General features: G+C 70.8%; 26 protein-coding genes and 2 pseudogenes. 6 read left to right on the top strand and 22 right to left on the bottom strand.

All coding sequences use genetic code 11. The features are described from left to right. Window positions 1-103: 103 nt before the first annotated feature. Entirely contained in the window at window positions 104-1426 is a 1323-nt protein-coding gene (locus tag ACZ4Z1_RS34345; RefSeq protein WP_468490576.1) for a PhoH family protein, read from the bottom strand. Between the two features lie 370 nt (window positions 1427-1796). After that, window positions 1797-2594 (bottom strand): isoprenyl transferase, encoded by a 798-nt coding sequence (locus tag ACZ4Z1_RS34340; protein ID WP_468490575.1) that lies wholly within the window; start codon window positions 2592-2594, stop codon window positions 1797-1799. A 123-nt stretch (window positions 2595-2717) separates the two neighbouring features. Here ACZ4Z1_RS34340 and mgrA point away from each other — a divergent pair. Further along, a pseudogene (gene mgrA, locus ACZ4Z1_RS34335) lies at window positions 2718-3795 on the top strand (L-glyceraldehyde 3-phosphate reductase). 235 nt (window positions 3796-4030) lie between these two features. Here the strand turns inward: mgrA and ACZ4Z1_RS34330 are convergent. Then, window positions 4031-4786: a prepilin peptidase gene (locus ACZ4Z1_RS34330; RefSeq protein WP_468490574.1), complete on the bottom strand. Its 756-nt coding sequence runs from the start codon at window positions 4784-4786 to the stop codon at window positions 4031-4033. Between the two features lie 32 nt (window positions 4787-4818). Here ACZ4Z1_RS34330 and ACZ4Z1_RS34325 point away from each other — a divergent pair, with 32 nt between their 5' ends. Continuing rightward, entirely contained in the window at window positions 4819-5229 is a 411-nt protein-coding gene (locus ACZ4Z1_RS34325) for a DUF192 domain-containing protein (RefSeq protein ID WP_468490573.1), read from the top strand. Between the two features lie 375 nt (window positions 5230-5604). Here ACZ4Z1_RS34325 and ACZ4Z1_RS34320 read toward each other — a convergent pair whose 3' ends face one another. Both ACZ4Z1_RS34320 and ACZ4Z1_RS34315 read right to left on the bottom strand, forming a co-directional pair. Continuing rightward, window positions 5605-5793, bottom strand: coding sequence for a DUF397 domain-containing protein (locus tag ACZ4Z1_RS34320; protein WP_468490572.1), 189 nt, complete (start codon window positions 5791-5793; stop codon window positions 5605-5607). An 11-nt stretch (window positions 5794-5804) separates the two neighbouring features. Beyond that, on the bottom strand, window positions 5805-6656 hold the full coding sequence (locus ACZ4Z1_RS34315; protein WP_468490571.1) for a helix-turn-helix domain-containing protein: 852 nt from the start codon (window positions 6654-6656) through the stop codon (window positions 5805-5807). A gap of 138 nt (window positions 6657-6794) precedes the next feature. Here ACZ4Z1_RS34315 and ACZ4Z1_RS34310 point away from each other — a divergent pair, with 138 nt between their 5' ends. Then, window positions 6795-7244 (top strand): ATP-binding protein, encoded by a 450-nt coding sequence (locus tag ACZ4Z1_RS34310; protein ID WP_468490570.1) that lies wholly within the window; start codon window positions 6795-6797, stop codon window positions 7242-7244. Window positions 7245-7253: 9 nt separating this feature from the next. Here ACZ4Z1_RS34310 and ACZ4Z1_RS34305 read toward each other — a convergent pair whose 3' ends face one another. The 14 genes from ACZ4Z1_RS34305 to ACZ4Z1_RS34240 form a co-directional block, all read right to left on the bottom strand. Continuing rightward, window positions 7254-8492, bottom strand: coding sequence for a Cmx/CmrA family chloramphenicol efflux MFS transporter (locus ACZ4Z1_RS34305; protein WP_468490569.1), 1239 nt, complete (start codon window positions 8490-8492; stop codon window positions 7254-7256). 122 nt (window positions 8493-8614) lie between these two features. Beyond that, window positions 8615-9196 (bottom strand): TetR/AcrR family transcriptional regulator, encoded by a 582-nt coding sequence (locus ACZ4Z1_RS34300; protein ID WP_468490568.1) that lies wholly within the window; start codon window positions 9194-9196, stop codon window positions 8615-8617. Window positions 9197-9280: 84 nt separating this feature from the next. Beyond that, window positions 9281-9910 (bottom strand): OmpA family protein, encoded by a 630-nt coding sequence (locus ACZ4Z1_RS34295; RefSeq protein ID WP_468490567.1) that lies wholly within the window; start codon window positions 9908-9910, stop codon window positions 9281-9283. 3 nt (window positions 9911-9913) lie between these two features. Next, the gene (locus ACZ4Z1_RS34290; RefSeq protein ID WP_468490566.1) at window positions 9914-10492 is read right to left on the bottom strand and encodes a hypothetical protein; all 579 of its coding nucleotides are present in this window, start codon (window positions 10490-10492) and stop codon (window positions 9914-9916) included. Window positions 10493-10524: 32 nt separating this feature from the next. After that, the gene (locus tag ACZ4Z1_RS34285; protein WP_468490608.1) at window positions 10525-11232 is read right to left on the bottom strand and encodes a pilus assembly protein TadG-related protein; all 708 of its coding nucleotides are present in this window, start codon (window positions 11230-11232) and stop codon (window positions 10525-10527) included. Further along, entirely contained in the window at window positions 11229-11399 is a 171-nt protein-coding gene (locus ACZ4Z1_RS34280) for a membrane protein (RefSeq protein WP_030020674.1), read from the bottom strand. The genes ACZ4Z1_RS34285 and ACZ4Z1_RS34280 overlap by 4 nt, the downstream gene beginning before the upstream one ends. Before the next feature lie 577 nt (window positions 11400-11976). After that, the gene (locus ACZ4Z1_RS34275) at window positions 11977-12879 is read right to left on the bottom strand and encodes a DUF5936 domain-containing protein (RefSeq protein WP_468490565.1); all 903 of its coding nucleotides are present in this window, start codon (window positions 12877-12879) and stop codon (window positions 11977-11979) included. 52 nt (window positions 12880-12931) lie between these two features. Then, window positions 12932-13876, bottom strand: a complete 945-nt coding sequence (locus ACZ4Z1_RS34270; protein WP_468490564.1) for a type II secretion system F family protein — start codon at window positions 13874-13876, stop codon at window positions 12932-12934. 46 nt (window positions 13877-13922) lie between these two features. Beyond that, on the bottom strand, window positions 13923-15260 hold the full coding sequence (locus tag ACZ4Z1_RS34265; protein ID WP_468490563.1) for a CpaF family protein: 1338 nt from the start codon (window positions 15258-15260) through the stop codon (window positions 13923-13925). Continuing rightward, the gene (locus ACZ4Z1_RS34260) at window positions 15257-15682 is read right to left on the bottom strand and encodes a TadE/TadG family type IV pilus assembly protein (RefSeq protein WP_468490562.1); all 426 of its coding nucleotides are present in this window, start codon (window positions 15680-15682) and stop codon (window positions 15257-15259) included. Before ACZ4Z1_RS34260 ends, ACZ4Z1_RS34265 begins: the two co-directional genes overlap by 4 nt. Beyond that, on the bottom strand, window positions 15679-16098 hold the full coding sequence (locus tag ACZ4Z1_RS34255; protein WP_468490561.1) for a TadE/TadG family type IV pilus assembly protein: 420 nt from the start codon (window positions 16096-16098) through the stop codon (window positions 15679-15681). The genes ACZ4Z1_RS34260 and ACZ4Z1_RS34255 overlap by 4 nt, the downstream gene beginning before the upstream one ends. A gap of 3 nt (window positions 16099-16101) precedes the next feature. Then, complete coding sequence (locus ACZ4Z1_RS34250) at window positions 16102-17469, bottom strand: AAA family ATPase (protein WP_468490560.1); 1368 nt, start codon at window positions 17467-17469, stop codon at window positions 16102-16104. A gap of 13 nt (window positions 17470-17482) precedes the next feature. Further along, window positions 17483-18205 carry a Flp pilus assembly protein CpaB gene (cpaB, locus tag ACZ4Z1_RS34245; RefSeq protein WP_468490559.1) on the bottom strand — a complete coding sequence of 241 codons (723 nt, stop codon included), beginning with the start codon at window positions 18203-18205 and terminating at the stop codon, window positions 17483-17485. 181 nt (window positions 18206-18386) lie between these two features. After that, window positions 18387-19391, bottom strand: coding sequence for a hypothetical protein (locus tag ACZ4Z1_RS34240; RefSeq protein ID WP_468490558.1), 1005 nt, complete (start codon window positions 19389-19391; stop codon window positions 18387-18389). 232 nt (window positions 19392-19623) lie between these two features. Between ACZ4Z1_RS34240 and ACZ4Z1_RS34235 the strand changes: the two are divergent. Further along, a pseudogene (locus ACZ4Z1_RS34235) lies at window positions 19624-19995 on the top strand (chitinase); the annotation flags it as partial. Window positions 19996-20086: 91 nt separating this feature from the next. Here the strand turns inward: ACZ4Z1_RS34235 and ACZ4Z1_RS34230 are convergent. After that, window positions 20087-21007 (bottom strand): S1 family peptidase, encoded by a 921-nt coding sequence (locus tag ACZ4Z1_RS34230; protein WP_468490557.1) that lies wholly within the window; start codon window positions 21005-21007, stop codon window positions 20087-20089. A gap of 204 nt (window positions 21008-21211) precedes the next feature. Between ACZ4Z1_RS34230 and ACZ4Z1_RS34225 the strand changes: the two genes are divergently transcribed. After that, a complete protein-coding gene (locus tag ACZ4Z1_RS34225; RefSeq protein ID WP_468490556.1) occupies window positions 21212-22564 on the top strand; it encodes a M14 family metallopeptidase in 1353 nt (450 codons plus the stop codon). A 48-nt stretch (window positions 22565-22612) separates the two neighbouring features. Here the strand turns inward: ACZ4Z1_RS34225 and ACZ4Z1_RS34220 are convergent, their stop codons facing one another. Both ACZ4Z1_RS34220 and ACZ4Z1_RS34215 read right to left on the bottom strand, forming a co-directional pair. Then, a complete protein-coding gene (locus ACZ4Z1_RS34220; RefSeq protein WP_468490555.1) occupies window positions 22613-23179 on the bottom strand; it encodes a class IV adenylate cyclase in 567 nt (188 codons plus the stop codon). A gap of 17 nt (window positions 23180-23196) precedes the next feature. Then, window positions 23197-24045, bottom strand: a complete 849-nt coding sequence (locus ACZ4Z1_RS34215) for a helix-turn-helix domain-containing protein (protein WP_468490554.1) — start codon at window positions 24043-24045, stop codon at window positions 23197-23199. A gap of 98 nt (window positions 24046-24143) precedes the next feature. Between ACZ4Z1_RS34215 and ACZ4Z1_RS34210 the strand changes: the two genes are divergently transcribed. Further along, window positions 24144-24539, top strand: coding sequence for a recombinase family protein (locus ACZ4Z1_RS34210; protein ID WP_468490553.1), 396 nt, complete (start codon window positions 24144-24146; stop codon window positions 24537-24539). The last annotated feature ends 1 nt before the right edge of the window (window position 24540 follow it).

Here is a 24540-nt window from a genome sequence, read left to right as displayed (position 1 = left end):
CACCCCGTTTGCCGCCGACGATTTGCGGAAATCCCCGCGCAGCACGGCGCCGCCCGGCTAAGCTCCTGCGCTCCTGCCGGGCGGCGCCGTACTCCACGAACGGTCAGATCCTGCCGTCCTCCAGCATTTCGGTCACCAGGGCCGCGATCGGCGACCGCTCCGAGCGGGTGAGGGTGACGTGCGCGAACAGCGGATGGCCCTTGAGCTTCTCGACGACCGCCACCACGCCGTCGTACCGGCCGACCCGTAGGTTGTCGCGCTGCGCGACGTCATGGGTGAGCACGACACGCGAGTTGGCGCCGATCCGGGACAGCACCGTCAGCAGCACGTTGCGCTCCAGCGACTGCGCCTCGTCGACGATGACGAAGGCGTCGTGCAGCGACCGGCCGCGGATGTGGGTCAGCGGCAGCACTTCCAGCATGCCGCGCCCCACCACCTCTTCGATCACGTCCGAGGTGGTCACCGCCGACAGCGTGTCGAAGACGGCCTGGGCCCACGGGCTCATCTTCTCCGCCTCGGTGCCCGGCAGATAGCCCAGTTCCTGCCCGCCGACCGCGTACAGCGGCCGGAAGACCATCACCTTGCGGTGCTGCCGTCGCTCCAGTACCGCCTCCAGGCCCGCGCACAGCGCCAGCGCCGACTTGCCCGTACCGGCCCGGCCACCCATCGAGACGATGCCGACCTCCGGGTCCAGCAGCAGGTCGAGCGCGATCCGCTGCTCGGCGCTGCGCCCGTGGATGCCGAACGCCTCCCGGTCGCCGCGCACCAGCCGTACGCTGCCGTCCGCCGTGACCCGGCCGAGCGCCTTGCCGCGCTCGGACTGGAGCACGAGCCCGGTGTGCACGGGCAGCCCCTCGGCCTCGGGCAGATACGCGCTCTCCTCGGCGAACAGGCCGTCGATCTGCTCCGCCGTCGCGGTCAGTTCCGCCATGCCCGTCCAGCCGGAGTCCGTGATGGCCAGTTCGGCGCGGTACTCCTCCGCCAGCAGGCCCACCGCGGACGCCTTGATGCGCAGCGGCAGGTCCTTGGAGACGACCGTGACGTCGTACCCCTCGGCCTGGAGGTTGCGGGCCACCGCGAGGATCCGCGAGTCGTTGTCGCCCAGGCGGAAGCCGGCCGGCAGGACGCCGGGGTCGGCGTGGTTCAGCTCGACCCTGAGGGTTCCGCCCAGTTCCCCGATGGGGATCGGGGCGTCCAGCCGCCCGTACCGCACCCGGTACTCGTCGAGCAGGCGCAGGGCCTGCCGGGCGAAGTAGCCGAGTTCCGGATGATGCCTCTTGGCCTCCAGTTCGGTGACCACGACGACCGGCAGCACGACTTCGTGCTCGTCGAAGCGGGACATTGCGCCTGGGTCCGCCAGCAGCACGCTGGTGTCGAGGACATAGGTGCGCCGGCCGTTCTCACGGCGCTGCTTGCTGTTCACCACGGGTGGACGTACCCCCTCGGATGAGGTCGGGGTGCGACGGCGTCGCGGAAGTGGGGTCGCCGCGCCGTCGGGCGGCGGGCGACGAGGCCGGGCTCGGGCCGCGATGCACGGGCCGAACGCCGGCCCTCCGCGTCGTCCGTGCGGTCCGCACGGTCGTCCGTGATGCGCAAAGGGCCTCCCGGGCGGACGGCCCCGTGCCGTCCGCTGAGATACGGCATCCGATGACTGGTACTGCCGGATACCGACCTGGAAGGGATATTCCCGCGAACGTGCGCACCCATGCAATGGCATATGACGCACGGTCGGTGAACGCTTGGTTACGGATTTGGCGCGGGAGCACTCCCGCGCCTGAGGGGGCGGGCCGGGTGGCCTAAAACCCGTAACGCCGGTGACGGGCGGCGTAGTCGCGCAGGGCGCGCAGGAAGTCCACCTTGCGGAAGGCCGGCCAGAAGACCTCGCAGAAGTAGTACTCCGAGTGGGCGCTCTGCCAGAGCATGAAGCCGGAGAGCCGCTGCTCACCGCTGGTGCGGATCACCAGGTCCGGGTCCGGCTGGCCTCGGGTGTAGAGGTGCTCGGAGATCAGGTCGATGTCGACGATGTCGGCCAGTTCTTCGAAAGAGGTGCCGCGCTCGGCGTGGTCCAGGAGCAGCGAGCGCACCGCGTCCGCGATCTCCTGCCGGCCGCCGTAGCCCACGGCGACGTTCACCAGGATGCCGGTGTGGTCGGCGGTGGCCTGCTCGGCCTCCTTGAGCACCCGCTGGGTGTCGGACGGCAGCAGGTCGCGGTTGCCGACGTGGTGGACCCGCCAGCGGCCGTCGGCGGCCAGGCCGCGCACGGTGTTCTCGATGATCCGCAGCAGCGGGGTCAGTTCCTTCTCGGGCCGGTCGAGGTTGTCGGTGGACAGCAGCCACAGCGTGACCACCTCGACGTCGGTCTCCGCGCACCAGCCCAGCAGCTCGGTGATCTTTTCGGCGCCGGCCTGGTGGCCCTGCACGGTGGTACGGCCGTCGGCGCGCGCCCAGCGGCGGTTGCCGTCGAGGATGACGCCGATGTGCTTGGGAACCTGGTCGTGATCGAGGCGGCCTTCGACCCGGCGGGCGTAGAGCCTGTAGACGAGGTTGCGCAACGCGGGCGGGTACGGGATGCGCACCCCGGAAGATCGCAGCATGTGTGGTCAAGCCCCTCCGTGCAAATGGCGGTCGCCCCCGTCGCCTCAAGTCGGCAACTTTACGTCGCTCACGTCCCGGCGACCCAATCAGGTGTGTCACAACTCCGTGATAAGGAGATGACCATGACTGATGCCTCTGTCCACATTGCCGCGAAAACGCGTTACGACTCCATGGAGTACCGCCGCACCGGCCGCAGTGGTCTCAAACTCCCCGCCGTCTCCCTGGGCCTGTGGCACAACTTCGGCGACGACCGCGCCCTGGAGTCCCAGCGGGCGATCCTGCGCCGCGCCTTCGACCTGGGCGTCACCCTCCCCCAAGAACTCCGATGAACTCCGTTCAGGGGGGACCCCCACCGACCTGGCGAACAACTACGGTCCGCCGCCCGGCTCGGCCGAGCTGAACTTCGGAAAGATCTTCTCTCAGGACTTCCGGCCCTACCGCGACGAGATCGTCCTCTCCACCAAGGCCGGATATCTCATGCACCCCGGTCCGTACGGCGAATGGGGTTCGCGCAAATATCTCCTCTCGTCGCTGGATGCCTCACTGAAGCGGATGGGTGTCGATTACGTCGACATCTTCTATTCGCACCGTTTCGACCCGGACACCCCGCTGGAGGAGACGATGGGCGCCCTGGCGTCCGCCGTCCAGCAGGGCAAGGCGCTGTACGTGGGCGTCTCGTCCTACTCCTCCGAGCAGACCCGCGAAGCCGCCCGCATCCTGCGGGAGATGGGCGTGCGGCCGCTGATCCACCAGCCCTCGTACTCGATGATCAACCGGTGGACCGAGGACGACGCCCTCCTGGACACGCTGGAGGCGGAGGGCATGGGCTGCATCTCCTTCGCGCCCCTCGCCCAGGGGCTGCTGACGGACAAGTACCTGGACGGCATCCCGGAGGGCTCGCGCGCGGCGCAGGGCAAGTCCCTCGATCCGGGCCTGCTCTCGGACGACGTACGGCGGCGGCTGCGCGGCCTGAACGGGATCGCCGCGCGGCGCGGCCAGTCCCTGGCCCAGCTGGCGCTGTCCTGGGTGCTGCGGGACGAACGGATGACCTCGGCGCTGATCGGGGCGAGCAGTGTGGCGCAGCTGGAGGCCAACGTGGCGGCGGTGGGCGCGCCGAAGATCACGGATGAGGAATTGTCCGAGATCGAGGAGTTCGCGAAGACGACCGACGGTGTGAACATCTGGGCCAAGCGCGGCTGATTCTGTTCGGTCCGTGACACCTTCGCGAGACGTGCCCCGCATCCCGTAGAAACGTTCGCACCACCCGTGTACGAAACCCGCCCCGTCATGATCATGGCGGGATCCGTACCCGGGCAAAAAAGCGGGCCGGTCCGTGGGGGGGGATACGGACCGGCCCGAGGGGGGTTTCCACCATAACCCCGCCGAGGGGGTGCTCAGTGCAACTTCGGGCGGAGCGGCGCGGCCGATTTCTTGATCAAGGTGCCGCCGCAGCCCCCAGAAGCACCCCCAGGAGCGCCCCGATGATCATGAATGGGCCGTACGGCATGGCCTGTTTGAGCCCATCATCACGGCGTTCCACGCCCCCGGCACGCCTCAGCAGGAGCCCGCAGCCGTAGAGCGCGCCGAGCAGCAACCCCGCGAACGCGCCAGTGATCAGAATTGCCCAGCCGTACCACCCAAGAGTGACCCCCAGCCCGATCGCCAACTTGACATCCCCAAGCCCCATTCCCGCCGGATTGACCAAATATAGGACGAAATAGAACCCTCCGAGGGCAAGCCCTCCGGACAACGCTCCACCCCACGCTCCCGCCCCTCCCCCACCCAGCGCGACGAGCCCCAGCAGCAGCACGGCACCGGCCGCCAGCGGCAGAGTCAGCACATCGGGCAGACGCCGCACCCGCCAGTCCACGACGGCGAGCAGCACCGCCACGGGAGCAACCGCGAGCCACACCGCCAGTTCAGGCCGCGCCCCGGTGGCCGCGGCGAGCAGCGCGCACACCAGAGCCGTGACCAGGGCGGTCGCGACCGCCCCCGGCCCGTACGCCCCACAGTCACGACAGCGCCCCAGCCCCACCCAGCCCCACAGCGGCCCGGCAACCGGCCGCCCGCACGGACAGCGGGCACGCCGGGCCTCCCCCGCCTCGACAGCCAGCCGGTACGCGGGGCGCGGCACCAGCAGCCCGGCCACGACCCCGTACCCAGCGGCGAGAACCATCAACATCACAGCCACACGGCCGACCCTAGGCTGATAAAACGCTTCCCATGCCCCACTGGCAGAACGGATCAGGAACGCTCCGCTTCGTACAGCCCGGCGCCCCGGAAACGACGCCCGCGGACGGAGCACCCGCCGGCAACCCGCCCGGACGTGCGCCCATCCCCCTGGAGATCGCCGCCTCCTACCGGGCGCGCGCCCGCGGCCTGCTGGGCCGCGACGGCATCGACGGCGCCCTGCTCCTCACCCCGGCGAGCGGCGTACACACCTTCCGCATGCGCTTCCCGCTCGACGTCGCCTACCTCGACCGGAACCTCACCGTCCTGGCCGTACGCACCATGCGCCCGGGGCGTCTCGGACGCCCCCGCCTCCGCGCCCGGCACGTACTGGAGGCGGAGGCCGGCGCGATGGCCCGCTGGGACCTGCGCCCCGGCACCCGCGTCAGGATCGACACTCCCTGACCCTCCACCCGCCCGGAAGCTCGGCACCGCCGGCACGCCGCATCAGCTGGTGGCTCGTCTCCCTGCCGCGGACCGGCCACTCCCAGGGCAGGAGCAAGCAGGCAGGCCCGCGCGATGCGCTTCCAGCTGATCGCGTGTGAGCGGTGCGAAACCGACCATAGGGCACATACCCGCATATGTACTATCTTCCAGCACCAACCCACCTCCCGAAGGCCCGCAATTACCCCTTCCAGTCGGCACGCCCGACCGTCGGCCCCGGAAACAGCGCCCCGGACCGTCAACACGAGCATGACCGCGCCACTCCGGCCCTCACGGGGCGCCCCCTGGCGCGGTTGTATGACTGTGTGCGCACCAGTCGCACCCGGCCCTACCGCCTCATCGGCCGAGCGCGCCCCCCTGGACGGACCGCACCAGCCCACCAAGCGCGGCGGGGCTGACGGTGACGACCATGGAAGGGGCGTCGCTTTCGCGGAGCAGCACCGCCTCCCCGGAAGGCGCCGCAAGTTCGATGCAGTTGCTGGCGTTGCCGCTGTATGAAGACTTCTGCCAGTCGGGTACGGACACGATCGAGCCCTTCAGAGGTCGTTGATGATGGTGTGAATGAAGTCGCGTGAAGCGGTCTCTTCGAGTGCCATGGCTTCGAAGCGCTTCATGAACGTGCGGTACCTGTCCAACTGGGCGTCCGCATACTCGAACACCGCCCCGTGCTCAGTGTCGAGTTGCACCGTGTCCAGTTGCGGGACCACCCCCTCCGCGTAGACCACTGTCTGCCCGGCACCTGGGAAGATCCCCGCCGAGAACGGAATCACCAGCACCGTGATCCGCTCCCGCTCGCTCATGGCGACGATGTGCTCAAGCTGCTTCCGCGTAAGGGAGTGCCCGCCGAACTCCATACGCAACGCAGCCTCGTGAATGATTGCCGTGTACGGCACCGGAGGGTCTCGGTACAGAACTTCCTGGCGTTTGATCCAATGGGAGACCAGGTGCTCCACGTGCGGCGGCGAGGGCTCGGGGACATTCTGCAGGAAGGTCAGGCGAGCGTAGTCAGTCGTCTGCAACAGGCCGGGCAGGTGCGAGACTTGCGCGGTCCATATGGCCGTCGCGTGCCGCTCCATCTCCGCGAGGTCGAGCAGGTCGGGAGGCAGCTTCTCCCGGTAATCCTCCCACCAGTCGCGTTTTCCGCCGGCCGCCATGACGGCAAGCGCCTCCACAAGTGCGGCGTCGGCGCAGCCGTAAGCCCGCGCCAAGGTGCGCACCCGCTCCGCGCTCACACCGATGCGTGCCACTTCGATGTTGCTGACCCGCGATTGCCCCAGACCGGTCAGGGTGCCGGCCTCAGTGGCGCTCAGACCGGCTCGCTCACGCAGCTTTCGCAGCTCGCCTCCTAGGCGCCGCTGCCGGACAGTCGGCGCTTCCCTGGCAGGCATACGGCACGCACCTTCCGATCGGGTGAGCACCAAATCTACATCGGGGTACTGAAGTACCCGCAGTGCGTGGACTACAGAACCCGGCATGCACTACCTTCCGTATCGGACCAACTACTTCTCGCAGTAGTGGAGATGCACATGCCCCTGCACGCAGTCACCCCCCTCCGGCACCCCGCCTACCGCCACGGCAACTGGGAATACAGCCTTCGGCTCCCCCACAGCCCGCTCAGCCCCGGCATCGCCCGCGCCACCACACGACTCGTACTGGACCGGCACTCGCTCGACGAACTCGGCGACAGCGCGCAGCTCCTGGCCTCGGAGCTCGCCACGAACTGTTACCTGCACGCGCCCGGACCGGCGCGGCTTCGGCTCTCCTGGGAGACCGGTGTGGTGCGGATGAGCATGTGGGACACCGGCCGCATTCTGCCCGGCGTCGCCGAGCGGTCGACGGTGGACGGTGCCATCGCCGGCGCCGGACGCGGCCTGCGGCTCGTGGGGGCGTACGCCGACGACTGGGGCTGGTACGCGCTCGACCCGAACCGCCTGGGCGTCGACGGCAAAATCGTGTGGTGCGAGCTGTACCGCTGACCTCGCCGCTCAGTCGGCCGCCGCCATCGCGTCCGGCGTCCGGGCCGCCACCGTACGGGAGTCCATACGGGATTCCGTACTGGATTCCGTACGGGACTTCGTGCGGCGCTCGGCCAGGGCCGCCCACAACGCCGCGCCCAGCGCGGTCACGCCGACCGCCGCGCCCACCCAGGCCACCGACGTGAAGCCGTAACCGGCGTCGATCGTCAGGCCGCCCAGCATCGGGGTGAGGGTGATGCCGACGTTGAAGGCGGAGGTGTTGACCGCGGGGGCCAGGGTCGGTGCGCCCGGGGCGATGGTGAACACCCGGGACTGGACGACCGGGTTGGTGACGTAGCCGGTCAGGCCGAGGGCGAAGACGAGTGCGATGGTCACGGCCAGGTTCCCGGCCGTGAGGGCGAGCAGGGCGGAGGCGGCGGTCAGGCCGCCGATGCCGAGGAAGAGGGTGCGGAGCGGGTGGCGGTCGGCGGTGCGTCCGCCGAGGGTCATGCCGAGGAGTCCGCCGACCCCGTACAGCGCGAGTACGGCCGGTACCAGGCCCGTCGGCAGGCCGCTCACCTCCGTCAGCAGGGGTGCGAGGTAGCTGAAGGTGACGATGGCGGCGCCGAAGCTCAGCGTGGTGAGGAGGTAGGAGATCCAGAGGGCGGACCGGGCCATGGCGGCGCTCTCGCGGCGTACGGAGGGGAGTTCGCCGTGGTCAGGGCGCCCGGCGGGCAGGGCGGCCAGCAGGGAGATCAGGCTGATGACGGTGAGGGCGACCACGCCCCAGAAGGCCGCGCGCCATCCCACGTGCTGGCTCAGCACCGTGCCGGCCGGTACGCCCACGATGGTCGCGAGCGCGAGTCCGGTGCCGACGACCGACAGCGCCTTGCCCTTGGCGTCGGCGGACACCAGGCTCACCGCCGTCGCGGCGGCCACCGCCCAGAAGCCCGCGTACGCGAAGGCGCTGACGATCCGCGTCGCGAACAGCACTCCGTACCCCGGGGCCAGCGCACCGACCACGTGCCCGGCCACGAAGACGAGCTGGAAGGCGACCAGCGCGGTCCGGCGCGGCAGGCGCAGGGTGCCGATGGCGAGGACGGGCGCGCCCACCACCATGCCGATGGCGAACGCGGACACCAGCAGTCCGGCGTCGGGGATGGAGACGCCGAGGTCGGCGGCCACGTTGGGCAGCAGTCCGGCGAGCATGAACTCGGAGGTTCCCTGGGCGAAGATCCCCAGTCCGAGGAGGTAGACGGCTATGGGCATGGCTTGCGTACTCCTGTGGGTGAGTTGTGAAACACGGATTATGTATTGACCAGTCCAAAACCAGGACAGAAAAAGAGGGCCGGAGGGAGCCGGCCCGATCGCAACCGCGTGGGGGCGCCCCGTCAGAACGCCGCCATGAATCCCTCCACGATCCCTTCGAGCGCCGCGCGATCGGCCCCGCAGCGCGCCGAGACGCGCAGGCCGCCGACAGCCGCGATGACCAGGTGGGCGAGAGCGCGCGCGTCCTTGTCCGCGCCGATGTCGCCGTCCCGCTGCCCGGACGCGATCGCGGCGCGGATCGCCTCCAGCCGCAGCCGGTAGTCCCGCGCCAGCTCGCCCGCGACCTCCTCGTCACGGTCCGCCATCTCGACGGCGGCGTTCACGACCAGACAGCCACGCCGGGCACCCTCGTCGCCGCACTCCTCGTCGACGACCCGCTGGAGGTGCGTACGGATCTTCTCCCGCACGGGCAGACCGCTCTCCAGGAGCGCGAACAGTTCGCCGTTCCGGTCCGTCATGTACCGGTCCAGCGCTCGCCCGAAGAGGTCGTGCTTGCTCTTGAACGTGTTGTAGATGCTGCTGCGCCCGAGGCCGGTCGCCTCGCACAGGTCCTGTGTGGACGTGGCTTCGTAGCCGGCGGCCCAGAACGCGTCCATCGCGGCGTCGACCGCCCGCTCCTCGTCGAACTTCCTGGGTCGGGCCATGGGGTGAGGCTACAGGTATTGGAACAACCAGTCCAATACCTGGCGGAGTGGCCTGCCCGGCGAACTCCACCGGGCAGTCACGCCCTACGACCCCGTACGCGGAAAGCTCACCTCGACCCGCCGGTTCTTCTTGCGGCCGTCCTCGGTGGCGTTGTCGGCGATCGGGTACTGCTCGCCGTAGCCGCGGATCTGGAAGGTGATCGTCGGGCCGAGGTCCTCGGCCAGTTCCCGCTGGACGGCGTTGGCGCGTTCCTTGGAGAGGACCAGGCCGTGCGCGGCGGTGCCCAGGTTGTCGGTGAAGCCGAAGACGCGCAGGTTGGTGGCGTGCTGCTTCTTGATCTCGGCGGCGATGGTGGTGATGCGCGACCGTGCGTCGGGGGAGAGTCCGGCGCTGTCCTTGGCGAACAGGACCTCGGCCTGGAGGGCGAAGGTCACGTTGGAGTTGGTGTCCTGGCGCCGCTCCGCGCCGTCGTCGGTCTCGACGATGGACTTGATGTTGAGCACCTTGGCGGGGGCGAGGGTGGCGCCCTGGACCATCCGGAGGTCGGGGTCGCGGGGGTCGATCCTGACCGGCGCGGTGGTGTCCTCGGAGACGCCCGGCGGGTCGTCTGCGTGTGCGGCCGGCAGGGCCGGGGTGAGGGTGAGCAGGAGGGCCGCGGCCGCGGTGACGGCGGCCCGTGCCGTGCGGGTCGTGGTCCCGGACGTGGTGGCCATGGGTCAGTCCGAGAGCGGGACGGTGGCGGGCGGCATGGTCGGCAGCTGGAAGTCGACTTCGGTCACCTTGGCCGGCGGGGCCGGGAACTGTGCGAAGACGGGCCGGCTCTCCCCAGGTTTCAGGCCGCTCAGCCCGGTGGTGCACAGGCACTCGCCCTCGGTGTCCCGTAGTACCAGGTAGCGCTTCTTGCCGGCCTTGTCGACGAGGGTGGCGCCGGAGACCGAGGAACGCGAGCGCATGCCGGTCTCGTTGGACCGCCAGTTGATCGCGTTGAAGATCTTGTTGCCGTTGTTGGTGACGGTGCCGCTGACCGTGACGAAGCCGCCGGTGTCCCGGACCGCGGAGTGCAGCGTGACGACCACCCCGTCCGCCCCTTTGACCTCACCGATGGCCTGCTTGGTGTCGGCGGCCGGGGTGCCGCGTCCGGTGTCCTTCGGGGCGGCGGCCCGCGTCGACGGCTTGCCGTCCGCGCCGCCGCTGCCGTCCTCCCCGCCGCAGCCGCTGACGACGAGAGCGAGGCCGGCGGCGATCGCCGCGGCGGCCACTCTCCTGGTGGCCTTCGAAGGGCGCCCGGTCTTCATGGATGCGATTCCCTCTGCTCGTCGTCGGCTGGTCATTCGGCAAGGCGTACGGAGAACAGGTCGGCGGCTTCGGGCAGGCCGCGGGGGTCGGCGGGGTCGACGGTCCACTCTTTGCCGTCCTCGCAGGTGAGATGCGCGGCGGGGGGCCCGGGGGGCGGGTCGTCAGCGGGCGGGTCACCTGCGGGCGGGGGGCCGCCGTCGCCCTGGCCCGTGTCGGAGCCGTCGCCCTGTCCCTGGCCGTCGCCCTCCCCCGGCGCCGGTTCCGGTCCCGGCGTGCAGCGCGGCTCGACCACCGCCCTGGCCCGCGCCGAAGCGTGGGTGTTCTCGGTCCCCGGGATCACCGAACGGCCCACCGTCTTACGGGTGTCGGCCTCGACGGCGAACGAGGTGGGATACGAGTCCGGGGTGCAGGTCGCGTCGGCGTCGTTGCGGCCCGCGAACCACTGGGCGTTCGCGCACGCCTCGTCGCCGGGGACACCGCGGGCGCCCAGCAGGTCCTCCCAGGGCGCGCCCGTACGGATCGCGTCGAGGAGTTCCGCGCTCAGCTGGTCGCGATACTTCTGCCCGGCCGCCAGCGCGGCCGCGTCCGCCGCGGTCTGCGCGGAGTTGCGCGTCGCGGCGGCCTGCCCGACCGCGAAGAACGCGAAGGCGAGGAAGAGCAGGCCCGCCACGGCCACGATGTACACGGGAAACGCCTGGCCGGCGTCGCTGCTCCGGCGGCGGGACGCCGCCCGGGTCAGATGCCCACGACCTCGGAGATCTTGTTGGAGATGGCCGTCGCGATCTGACTGCCGAAGTCCGTGGTCGACAGGACGAGCACGATCGCCACCACCACGGCGATGATGCCCAGGTACTCGATCGAGGTCTGTCCCCGGTCGTCGCCCTTTCCCCACAACCGCTTCGCCATCGTGTTCCCCTCCATGGGCGGCCGGGCCGCTCCGGTCCGGATGGTCTGCCCCCGTGGTGCCGCACCGCGCGCACGCGTCGTACGGCGGGCCGCCGTACGGGCGAGGGCCGTACAGGCGCACACCGAACACACGTACACCGGACGTGCGCACGCTGCGCACGCGCACGCTCGCGACACGAGAAAAATACGCCGGAACACCGGTCCCGGGACAGGGCGTCCGCCCGCATTCCTTTCCCATGGGCCCGGGTTGAAGCATCGGCCGGTGAATTCGGGCGCCAGGACTGCCTGACTCATCCACAACATCCGGTAAGGCGGGTTTCTCCGGTGCGCCCGGATCATCCGGTACGCCCGTCCCGTCCGACGGCATCGTCCCCACCCCCGCCCGTCCTCGTCGACAGCGCCGTTGCCACCCGCCCCGGTGTGCCCGGCGGTGCGGCCGGGGCCGGGGAACACATGGATGCCGACTGTGCCATATACCGTTGCGTACGCGAAGGGTGTTTGCCCAACAGGAGCCGTTTCGAGACGCGGAAGAGGGCCTGGGGGCACCGGAGTTGACGCCCGGCCCGCCCGGCGCACCTCAGTCACCCATCAGTGAGCCGAAGTTCGTTCCCGAGCCGAGGAAGAAGCCCGCGACGAGCAGGATCATCGTGGCCGGGACCATGAAGGTGGTGACCACCATGGTCGCCTTGGGCACCGCTCGGGCGGCGCGCCGCCGGGCGTTCTGCGCGTCGGTGCGGCGCATGTCGTCGGCGATCTGGATGAGCGTGTCGACGATCGGGGAGCCGAGCTCCTCGCCCTGCTGGAGCGCGGTGACGAACTGGGCCACCTGCTCGGAGTCGTTGCGTCTGCGCAGTTCCTCGAACGCCTCGCGGCGGCTGACGCCCATGTCCATCTGCCGCAGGGTGATCCGCAGCTCGTCGGCCCACGGGCCTTCGTACTTGCCGGCGACCCGGTCCAGGGCCTGGCGGAAGCCCAGTCCGGCGCTGACCACGACGGCCAGCACGTCGAGGAAGTCGGGCAGGGTGCGTTCGATGGTGTCCTTGCGTTGGCGAATCGCGGCCCAGATGCCGACCTCGTTCCAGAGGAATCCGAAGGCGACGAGGAGGAGGGCGAGCAGGAACTGGGAGCGCAGCAGCATGACGAGCGCGCCGCCGAAGCCGAGGAAGCCGTAGACCGCGCGGCGGGCGGCGTAGCGGTCCACGGTCAGGCCGCCGGGGTTGCCCGCCAGATCGATGCGCCTGCGTACTCTGGCCACCCGCTTCTCCCCCATCAGACGTAGCACGAGGGGCGCGTAGCGCATGCCCGCCCGGTCCACCGCCGAGCCGACGACGGTGGTCCGGGAGGAGCCGACCTCCAGGGCGACGGCGATGTCCGGGGGCAGCCTGGCCTCGCGCCGGTAGAGCGCGACGCCGTAACAGATGCCCGCCACGGAGAGGGCCAGGGCGAGGGCGAGGAGCAGTCCGGTCGTTCCGATTCCCATGGGTGGGTGCTTTCGGGTGGGGAGTGGGCAGGGCGGTCGGCGGCCGGGGCCGTCAGACGTCGATCTTGGAGATGCGGCGGATCACGAAGAACCCGACGGCGTACAGGACGAAGGCCACGACCACCGCGGCCTGCCCCGGGAACGTGGCCGTCATCCGGTCGATGGCCCCGGGCGCGATGCGGTTCATCAGCAGCAGCGTGCCCAGGCCGAGCAACGGCACGACGTACGCGGTGACGACGACCTGGGAGAGCTGTGTGCGCACCTCGCGCCGGGTCTCCTTGCGCTCCTCCAGGGTCTTGGTGAGATTGCGCAGCGAGCCGACGACCGTGCCGCCCGCGCGGTTGGACAGCACCAGGGTGGTGACGAGGACGACGAGTTCGCGCGAGGGCAGGCGGGCGGCGAGTTCGTCCAGGGCCTCGTCGAGGGAGTGGCCGACGGCCAGCTTGTCGGAGACCTTGGCCAGTTCCTCCCCGGCGGGCGCCTCCAGTTCCTCGGCCGCCATGCCCAGGGCCGTACGCAGCGCCAGCCCGGCCTGGGTGGCGTTGGCGAGGATGCGGGACAGCTCGGGCAGCTGGTTGATGAACTTCTCGATACGTTTCTGCCGCTGCCAGTTGAGGAAGGCGTACGCGGACCAGACGGCCGCCAGCGCCGCGAGCGGGCCGAAGAAGGGCGCCAGGACCGCCTGCGCGACGAGCCAGACCCCGGCGACCACCGCGAGCAAACCGATGAAGAACTCGCCGGGGGTCACGTCCAGACCGGTGGCGGCCAGCCGCAGTTCCAGGCCGCGCCCGAGGCGGGTGGCGCGCAGCCGTCGGTCCACGGCGGCGAAGCGGCGGCCGTGGCCGTCGCGGGGCAGGCCGTGGTCGTCGGAGAGCCGGTCCACGAGGGCCTGGTGGCGCTCGCGTCCGGTCGCGTACAGCCGCAGGCCCACGACGGCCAGCACCGCGCAGAGCAGGGTGATGCCGAGGGTGAGCAGGGCGATGTCGTCCAGGGGCATGGGCGCGGGTCCGTCCTCCGGTGGGTGAGTCGGTGGGAGCCGGTGGCTAGGAGGCTTCGCGGGTGGCGAGCTGGTCGGCGGTGGCCGCCACGCCGAAGGCCGGGGGTACGGGTTCGTCGGCGAGGTAGAGGCGTTCGGCGACGCGGCGCGGCAGCGGGTGGTAGCGGAAGCGGCCGCGTACGGTGCGGTCGGCGCCGCTCGGCTCGGCCTCGAAGCGGCAGACGGTGGCGATGCGGTAGTCCGCGTGGCCGTGCGAGTCGAGGATGGCGATCTCGCCGATGCGGCGGGAGCCGTCTGCGTGCCGGGTGATCTGCACGATGCAGTCGACGGCGCTGTTGATCTGGTCGCGCAGCGCCTCGAAGGGTACCTTGACGTCGGACATGGAGGCGAGCGTCTGGAGGCGCATCAGGGCGTCCTCGGCACTGTTGGCGTGCACGGTGGCGAGCGAGCCGTCGTGGCCGGTGGACATCGCCTGGAGCATGTCCAGGGTCTCGCCGCCGCGGACCTCGCCGACGATGATGCGGTCGGGGCGCATGCGCAGGGAGTTGCGTACGAGGTCGCGAATGGTGATGCGGCCCTTGCCCTCCACGTTGGGCGGCCGGGACTCCAGGCGGATCACATGGTTCTGCTGGAGCTGGAGTTCGGCGGCGTCCTCGACGGTGATGATCCGCTCGCCCTCGGGGATGAGGCCGGAGAGGGCGTTCAGGAGGGTGGTCTTGCCGGCGCCGGTGGGCCCGGAGACGACGACGTTGAACTTGGCCCGCACCAGCCCGGCCAGCAGCATCACCATCTGGTCGTCGAGCGTGCCCATGCCGATCAGTTCGGGCAGCGTGTACGCGCGGGGGAAGCGGCGGATGGTGAGGGTGGCGCCGTTCAGGGCGAGCGGCGGGATGATGACGTTGACGCGCTCCCCGGAGGGCAACCGCGCGTCGACCATCGGGTTGGACTCGTCGACCCGGCGGTTGACGGTGGAGACGATGCGCTCGATCGTCTGCATGAGCTGCTCGTGGGAGGCGAAGCGGACGGGTACGAGTTCCACCCGGCCGTGCCGCTCGACGTACACCTGGTCGGGGCCGTTGACCATGATCTCGGTGACGGAGGCGTCCTCCAGGAGCGGTTCCAGGACGCCGAGGCCGAGCGCCTCGTCCACCACACGCCGGATGAGCTGGGCGCGTTCGGCGGTGGACAGGACCGGGCCCTCGCGGCTGATGATGTGGCCGAGGACGCGCTCCAGGCGGGTACGGCGCTCGGCCGCGGCGAGCGCCGACATCTCGGCGAGGTCGATCTCCTCCAGCAGCTTGGCGCGGTACACGGCGACGAGGTGGCCGTCCTCGCGGCCCGCCGGGGGAGCCTCCGGCGCGGCGATGCGGGCTTTCAGGCTCATGGGGTGGTGGGTCCTCCGGGTTCGGCGGGCAGGGCCATGGTGGCGCTGCGGGTGGCGTGCCAGGGGCCGGCGCCGGGGATGACGGACGGGATCTCGACGGTCGCGGTGGCCTGGACCTCGCCGCCGCCCTCGGACGCCTGGACGTCGGCGTCCGCGCCGACCCAGTTGCTCATGGCCGCCTTGCCCGCCGCTTCCGGGCTCGTCTTGCGGTCGGCCTCGTCGAGGGTGGCCGTACGGGCCGCCGCGCGCGCTCCCGTACCGGCCTGCTGGACGGCGTACGCGGCCAGGCCGAGCTGGATCACGGCGAGGGCGACGACCAGCAGGAGCGGCAGGAAGCCGAGGAATTCGATGGAGACCTGGCCGCGGTCGTCGCGCCACGGACGAGGCCTTCGCTGTCTCCGGGTACGCACCGTCGTCGTCACGCCCCCTCCTCCGCCACGCCCGCCGTGCCCGTGACGCTCCACGGGAAGTCCCCGGCTCCGGGGAAGAGCACCGGCACCTTGAGGCTGACCTTCGCCTTCCACAGGCCGTCCTCGGCGCCGCAGGAGATCGTGGCGCCGCCCTGCCACGCGCCGGGCAGGTCCTCCTTGGCCGCCGCCACGCACGCGCCCGCGCCGCCCGTCTCGGTCGCGGTGCCCGCCCGGGCACCCTTGTCCGCCGAGTTGGCGGCGAGCGCGTACGTGTAACCGACGAGCACGAACTGCCAGAGCAGGACGAGAGTGATCAGGATCAGCGGGGCCAGGCCGAGGAGTTCGACGGAGACCTGGCCGCGGTCGTCGCCCGGCCGTGGGCGGCGCTCCGCCCCCGTGGCCGCCGCCCGCCCGGCTCTCCCCCGCACGTCTCAGCCCTCCTCGTACGGACCGGCCGGGCCGAAGGCTCCCGACGCCCCCGGTGCCCCCGGCTCCCCCGCGACGGCCCCGGCCGTCAGCGCCTTGCGCCGCCGCCCGGTCAGCGGCGTACGGGCACGGTGGCTGCCCCGCCCCTGCCGTGCCGCGGCCGGCGCGTCGACCAGGCCCAGCTCGCCCGCCAGCGCCCACAGCGCCTGCCGGACGGCGGACCGGGCGTCCAGGTCCTGCATCCGGCCGGCGTCGACGTACGGCTGGAGCTCCTTGAAGCCGGCCGGTACGGGGGTCCGGGCGACCCGGGTGCCGGTGGCCTTGCCGACCAGCGGCGGCTGGATCTCGGTGTTACGGGTGAGGCGGTTGACGACGGTCGTGGTGTCCTCCGCCTTGCGGACCTGGAGCCGGTCCCACAGCCGTACGAGGCGCTTGGCGGCCCGTACGCAGACCACGTCCGGTGTCGTCACGAGCAGGGCTGTGTCGGAGAGCTCGACGGCGGCGGCGTTGGCGGACTGCATCTGGGACCCGCAGTCCACCACCACCAGCTCGTAGCGCGAGCGCAGCGCCGCCAGGACCGTACGGGCGGCCCGGTCGTCCACCTCCTCGCCGCGCTCGCCCTCCTCCGGAGCCAGCAGCAGGCCGAGGCCGGTGTGGTGGGCGTGCACGGCGTCCTGGAGGACGCGTACGGAGATGTCCTGGATGTCCGCGAGGTCGACGATCGAACGGCGGAACTGGACGTCCAGATAGGAGGCCACGTCGCCGGACTGAAGGTCCATGTCGACCAGCGCGACGCTGCGCCCGGCGGCGCGCGCGGCGAGCGCGAGCTGTACGGCGGTGACCGTCGTGCCGACGCCGCCCTTGGCGCCCGTGACGGTGACGAGCGTGCCGGCCGGGCCGGACGCCGCCTCGTGGCCGCCGCCCAGATGGACCCGTACGCCGGACGCCCACTGGGCCGCGGCCTGCACCCGGGCGGCCAGTTCGTCGTAGCCGAGCGGCAGCCCGACGATGCCGCGCGCGCCCGCGTCCATGGCGGCGGCGAACAGGGCCGGGCCCGCGTCGGTGGTGATCAGTACGACGCCGACGGCGGGGAAGCGCAGCGCGATGTCGCGGATCAGCTCCAGCGCGGGCACCGGGCCGATGCGCTCGTGCACGAGGACGACCTCGGGCAGCTCGTCCACGGCGGACGGCGGCCCCGGCAGCTCCGGGGACCCGGCGGCGGCCCGGGACGCGGCCTGGTCGAGCGCGTCGGCCAGGGCCGTGGAGTCGGCGACCGGCGGCGCGGGCTCGGCGCCCGGCAACTGGCTGAGCAGCGATGACACGGCGCGGGCGGCGTCGGGTTCACCGACCGCCGGGAGGATGCGGATGGTCACCAGTGCCTCCGGGTCATTTGTCGCCGTCGAGGGTGTAGGTACGCTCGCCGGGCGGGATCCCGGCCTCGGTGCCGGGGGCGACGAGGGCGAGCCGTACATGGGTGGCGAAGGACTCCGCGTAGGCGACGCGCTGGGCGTCCTGGGTGCTCAGCGCGAAGGTGATCGGTACGGCGTCGGTGGCGCGGCGGGTGCTGGAGGAGCGAGTGTCGCCGGGGTCCTTGTTCTCCAGCGGCGTCAACTTGCCCCGGTCGATGACCTGGGCGTTCGCCACGATCACCTTGGAGACGGGCCGGTCCTGGGCGCGCTTGCCCTCGAAGGTGGCGTAGATGTTCACCCGCGCGCCCGGATTGATCTTCCCGGCCACGCCGGTGGCCGCGTCGATCATGATGGCGATCTCCTGCTGCCCCGGTTTGAGCGCCGGGCGGTCGACGACCATGTCGTCCTGGAGGAGCGAGCCCTTGTGCAGCGGCGTCACGGCGATCTTCCCGCGGACCCGGGCCAGGTCGGTGACGGCGGTGGACGGCAGCCAGCGCTCCGGTATGTCCACCTTCTCGAACTGCCCGGGATCGAGCGCCTGGTAGGCCGCCACGTCCGCCTTCAGCCGGTACGCGGTGCGCTCGGGGCCGACCTTGGACTCCACGTTGCGGATCACCGACAGCACGCCGACGAACGCGCCGAGCGCGCACAGGACCGACAGGAGCAGCAGGATCACTCCGCGGCGCTGGCGTGAGTTCATGAGTGCGGGACCTCGTCGTGATCGGTACGGGCGGGGGCGGGGCGGACGGCTCGGGGCGGTCGCGGCGGATGCGGTGTCCGGTGGAGCCGCCCGCGGCAGGGCGGTCCGCACGGCCGGCACGGGTCCGGCGCGAGACCGGGCGGGTCCGGCGCGAGACCGGGCGGGTCCGGTGCGGGGCAGGTCAGCGTGCCCGTACGGCAGCCCGCCGCCCCGGCTCGGGCCCGGGGACGCCGCCCGGTGAGACCGGTCCCAGGCCCCGGCGGCGCAGCAGGGACGAGGCGGGCGTGGCGGCGTCCGGCCCGGGAAGGGAGCGCGCGGAACCGCTCGTACGCCGCCCGCCGCCCGTACCCGGTACGGCGGCCGTCGCGCAGCAGAACGCACACCGGTCGCCGATGAGTTCGAGACCGCACCAGCGGCACTCCTCTCTCCGTACGGACGCCACGAGCTGGTAGAGCACCGAGAGATCCGGGATGGCCGCCGCGAACTCGGCGACCTTGTGCGTGCCCCACCACGCCGCCGACTCGGCGGGCAGCGGGACCTCGTACGCGCCCTGCACCTGCCAGGACCGGGCCAGGACGCCGCCGACCCACTCGCCGGACAACTGGCCGCGCGCGTAGGCGAGGCGGGTGGCGAAGCCGGGCGGGCGCAGACCCGCGTCGGCGGCCCGCTCCGCGTGCCGGTCCAGGTGGACGAGGTGCGGCTCCGGGTTGGCGAGCACCGCGAAGTGCGTGCCGGGCACCCAGGACCGCAGGTGGGAGCGGAGGTCCGTCGGCACCCTGTCGAGGCGGGCGACGCTGCCGAGCAGGGCGCCCGCGTGCACGTAGTGCGCCAGCAGGCGGGCGGCGCAGGCCAGCAGCCCGGGGCTGAAGTCGCACAGGGACAACTGGCGCAGCTGGTGGGCCAGGACGGCGAGCCCGAGCGGCGGCAGATCCAGCGGCAGGATCGCGAACCGGTCGCTCTCCAGGACCGCGCGCAGGGTGTGCAGCCGCCGGACGTGGTCCGGCGGGCAGGCGGTGGAGTAGAGCGCGACGAGGTGGCCGTGGTGTTCGAGCACCGCGCCCAGTTCGGTCAGCGCGTCGTCCAACGGCTGGGCGTGCGGGGCCCGTACGACCACGGCGGCCGGGGTCTGCCGGTCGGTGGCGGGCAGCGCGAGGTCGGCGCTGGTGACTGCAATCGCGGTCGGCACGTCGCGTCCCCCACTGCTCTGCTGGCGCTGTCGGCACTGTTGGCGCTGTCGGCACTGCTGTTGGCTCAGCACCTTATCGGCGAGTTCCGCCCCGGAGAACATGTTCTGGGGTACTGGGCGCCCGGCTTGGCATCTCCGTACCCCTGCGAGCCCAACTCCCCCCACGGAGACACCAGTGGTACGCGCACGTTCAGAACAGCAGGGGCAGCAGGGGCATACGGGCCAGCAGGGGCAGCCGGTACGGAACGAGTACTTCAAGGCGGCCCTGAACATCAAGGGCTTCCTGACGGTCGTCACCATGCAGTACTACAAAAGCGGCTCGATGAACGGCTGCGACGGCAAGGTGTACTCCCAGGGCACGGTCGACTTCCTCACCACGCTCGCCTGCGTCCAGCTGGAGGGCGGGCTCGACCCGTCGCAGGTGGGACTCGGCGTCCCGGCGTCATCCCCCGCGGCGGGCGGCGGGCACGCGCCGCCGTCCGTGGTGAACGCGGCCCTGGACTGCCTGACGCAGGGCAAGAACTGCGGCTCGTTCAAGCCGCCGAAGACCTACCCGGGGCTGCGGCGGGGCGCGATGGCCTGGTCCACGAACTGGGACGCGGCCGGACGCGCGGTGCTCGGGGCGCCGCGCGGCCGGATCACGTTCTACGGGCTACGGGCTACGGGCTACGACGCACCCTGCGTGCCGTCAGCCGTCACGGCTTGGGAAGCACGCACCCCTGCCGCCCCAGGTCCAGCTTGTTGCCGGTGCCGAAGCACTTGGGAATGGTGTAGATCTGCTGGGCGTAGTTGATGCCCTTGCGGACGGTGACCTTGCCGTTCTCGTCGACCTCGCACGGGTTGTTCATCGTGCAGCGGCCGCCGCTTTCGTTGCCCGTGTTGTTGATCGCGGCGACCTTGCCGGTGGCGGTGTCGATGACCGGCGAGCCGGACGTGCCGCCGATCGTCTTGCAGGCGGAGGTGTAGCGGACCGAGTCCTTCATGACGTAACCCCCCTCCTTCAACTGATGCACGAACCCGTCGATGTTGCAGGAGTAGGTCTTCTTCCAGTACCCGGAGACGACGGTGATGCCGGCGCCCTTGGCCGGGTGGGTGGTGGCGATGTCGAGCGCCTTGATGCCGTAGCGCTGCTTTATCTGGGCGTAGGTGGAGGAGAGTTCGTAGAACGACACGTCGGTGTCGGTCATGGTCGCGTACGCGACCTTGGTGGCGCGTACGGTGCCGAGGTTGCCGGCCGAGGCGCTGAGCACGGTGAAGCTGCGGCTGGAGGGCTGGTCGACGACGACCTCGCCCGGGTCGGGCATGCCGCTCTCCAGACAGTGGCCGTTGGACATGACCAGGGCCGGGTCGTTGTCGGTCGAGGTGGGCATCCGGACGATCGAACCCGAGCAGTTGCTGAGCGCGACCGTACCCGCGAAGTTCACGGCCTTGGCCTTGGCCTGCGGCGCGGCCGGGGCGGCCTGCACCGGCTGGAGCTGCGGCGCCGCCGCGGTCCGGGCCGCACCCCGGTCCGCCGTGTCCGGCGTCGTGACGGCGTTGGCCGTGCCGGCGGCGCCCACGAGCGCCGTGGCGCCCAGGACGGCCGTGGCCAGGGCGCCGACGAGAGGTCTGTTCATGTGGGGGTCCTCTCAGACTGGTGAGTCCGGCGTGGCGCCGGACTTGTCGTGCGCATTGTTGGTGCGGCACAGGCCGCTGGCAACAATCTTCCGGAAACCGGCGCGAATTTGGCGTGTTTGCGTCAACGCGAAGCATTGACCGAGCCATGCCACGGCAAAACACTGGCGCCGTCGCTCGCCTCACACCCCCACGGAGGTCACACCATGCGACCACGATTACGCGGCAGACGGACCACCGTCCTCACCGCACTCCTCTCCCTCGCCCTGGCCGCACCCCTCGCCGCCCGCGCGGAGGACTCCCCTCGTCAGTCCCCCTCCACCAGCACCGCTGCCGCCGGCACCACGGCGGCCGACACCGGAACACCCCGCCAGTACGAGATCACCGGCCTCGCCACCGCCGCCCAGCGCAGCGCACTCGCCTCGGCGGGCGTGTCCATCGACGAGGTGCACGGCCGCACCGTCGTCATCACCGCGGACACCGCGCAGGCCGCCCTCGTACGCAAGCTCGGCCACCGGCTGCGGGCCCTGCCCGCGCCCCCGCCGGGCACCGGCGACCGCGTCAAGGACTTCCCCTCCGGCTACGGCAAGTACCACAACTACGCCGAGGCCACCGCCGAGATCAACGCGCTCGTCGCCAAGTACCCGGCCATCCTCAGCAAGCGCGTCATCGGCAAGTCCTACGAAGGCCGGGACATCCTCGCCCTCAAGCTCAGCAAGAACGTCGCCCAGGACGAGAACGAACCAGAGGTCCTCTTCACCGCGCACCAGCACGCGCGCGAACACCTCACCGTCGAGATGGCCCTCTACCTGCTCAACGACTACACGTCCAAGTACGGCAGCGACCCACGCGTCACCAAGATGCTCGACTCCCGCGAGATCTGGGTCGTGCCGGACGTCAACCCGGACGGCGGCGCGTACGACATCGCCACCGGCTCCTTCCGCAGCTGGCGCAAGAACCGCCAGCCCAACAGCGGCTCCGCGAACGTCGGCACCGACCTGAACCGCAACTGGGACTACAAGTGGGGCTGCTGCGGCGGCTCCTCGGGCAGCACCGGCTCCGAGACCTACCGCGGCCGGGCCCCCGCATCCGCCCCCGAGGTCAAGGTCGTCGCCGACTTCGTGCGCGGCCGGGTCGCCGGCGGGGCCCAGCAGATCAAGACGGCCATCGACTTCCACACGTACAGCGAACTGGTGCTGTGGCCGTACGGCTACACCTACAGCGACACCGCCCCCGGCATGACCCAGGACGACCGCGACGCCTTCGCCGCCGTCGGCAAGTCCATGGCGGCCAGCAACGGCTACACCCCCGAACAGGCCAGTGACCTCTACATCACCGACGGCTCCATCGACGACTGGCTCTGGGGCAACCAGAAGATCTTCGCCTACACCTTCGAGCTGTACCCCTCCTCGGCGGGCCAGGGCGGCTTCTACCCGCGCGACTCCGTCATCACCCGGGAAACCGCGCGCAACCGCGACGCGGTCCTGCAGCTCCTGGAGAACAGCGACTGCATGTACCGGTCGATCGGCAAGGAATCGCAGTACTGCACGACGGGGTGAGGTGGCCCCCCTCTTGTGGCCGGGCCCGCCGCGCGGCGGGCCCGGCCGTCAGGATTCCCGGGTACGCCGCGCCCGTACAGCGTCGGTGTACAACTCGGCGGTCAGGTCGCCTTCTCCGATCCCCAACCGAGCGAGCACCGCCCGCACGTCCCCCAGAGCGTCGCGCAATTCTCCTCGACCCGCCACCTGCGTCTCCAACTCGACGTACGTCCCGTCGATTTCCGGAACGCGGACGAGGGTGGCGAGCATCGGCCGGCCGTACGCGGTGAACTCGTAGTTCCGGCAGCGCTTCTCGAAGGCGATCACCTCGATGTATCCGAGCCCCTTGAGCATGGCCCGGACGGCTGCCGGGTCGCCGATAGCCGTCTCGTACTCCGGCTTCGACCCCGACCCTTCGTCGACTCGCGCTTCTTTGTACGTCAGCAGGGACCGCGTTCCGTCCGGACCGTCCACGGTACGGAGCCGCAGCTCCCGGTCGCCCGCCTCCAAATTCGCGCCCGAGGTATCGAAATACGTGTCCCGATACACCTCGTCACGCCCGGCGGCCAACCGCTCCAGACGCTCCTGCACCACCGCAGGTCCGCGCACGTGCGCTTTCAACTCGGCTTCGATCATGGCCCTGCCCCCAGTTGTCATACCGTACGTTCACCGTCGGCCACGGTCGTTTCCACCATGCGCCGGAAGCCACGGAACAGCGGACCGTGCGGCGTCTCCACCACCTTGTATGTCGCGGACTCGTGTCCTTCCCATCCGGAATCGAAAGCAGACACGAACATGGTGGAGTCCAGTCGGATGATCCGCCATGTGGGCAAGGACCTGTACCGGTACACCGCTACGTCACCGCCGTCGGCAAGTTCTCGTAGCCGCGCCTCGGCGAGTCGTACCCCGCCGGCCAATGATTCCGCCGACTCACCGATTTCTGCCGCCCGGCGCGCCAGTGCAGGTGCCGCGGGATCCAGCAGGAGAACCCGCACGCGCGGGGACGTTTCCTGCGGCCGGGTCAGGCAAGGGCGCAGCAGCGAGTCTTTCAGACCGATGAGGCCGAGTCCGCGTACGGCCAGTACGTCCCACTCCGACGCGGTACGCGCCTGCTCACGAATGTCCTGCGCCGCTGCCGACTGTGTTGGGTAAACGCGGACCACTTCGGGGAACGACGCCAGGTCGAAGGCCGGGCCACCAGCACGGCGTTTCCGACCCGCCGCCAGGCCGAGCAGGTGGCGTGCGTCATCCGGCAAGCTCAGTCCGTCGGCGACCCGCTCGAACACGTCGAGGCGTGCCACTTCACGGCGCCCGTTGATGACCTCGTTGACGCGTGCCTGCGTCATGCCCACCGCCATGGCGATACGGGCCTGGCTGGCGCCACCGTACTGCTGCACATGACGGAACACAGCGCCGATGTCTCGTGATCTCAACGCCTGGCGTACATCCGCGTGCTGCCAGGCACAGTCCGGCAATTCGACCGGCACCATCGCCGTCACCATCGGCGCCCCTCGTGCTCACGGTGGGATGGAAAGTCATCCCACCGTGAGATTACCGGCCGGGTATCGAGATCCGAGTCGCAAAGCACGAAGCTCACGGGGTGAACACAGCTACCTCGTCTCCGCTCGTCTTCATCTACGACCGCAACGCGACGCGGTCCAGCGCCATCCTCGATCTACGTCTTTCCGGCTGCGTCAACTACGCCGACCGCCATGGCTGGCAGATCGCGGGGCTGTGGGTTGACCGGGGGGACAACGCTCTCAGCACCACGCGGCCGCAATTCTCGGCGCTTGTCGAGGCGATGCGCGCCCAAGCGGGGCGCCGGGCCACGATCTGCCTCGTGCATCACTGGTGCAGGCTCGCTCATGACGAGGCACTGCGCCGCGCGCTTCAGCAGCGCGTCGCCCGGACCCACGGCTGTACGGCCACGACCTTCGGTGATTCCGACGAGCAGGAACACACGCTGCTGGCGGGACTCGGCCGTGGGAGAAGCTGAA

This window comes from Streptomyces sp. NPDC030165 (assembly GCF_055573595.1).
This window is presented reverse-complemented; position numbering and strand designations above follow the sequence as displayed.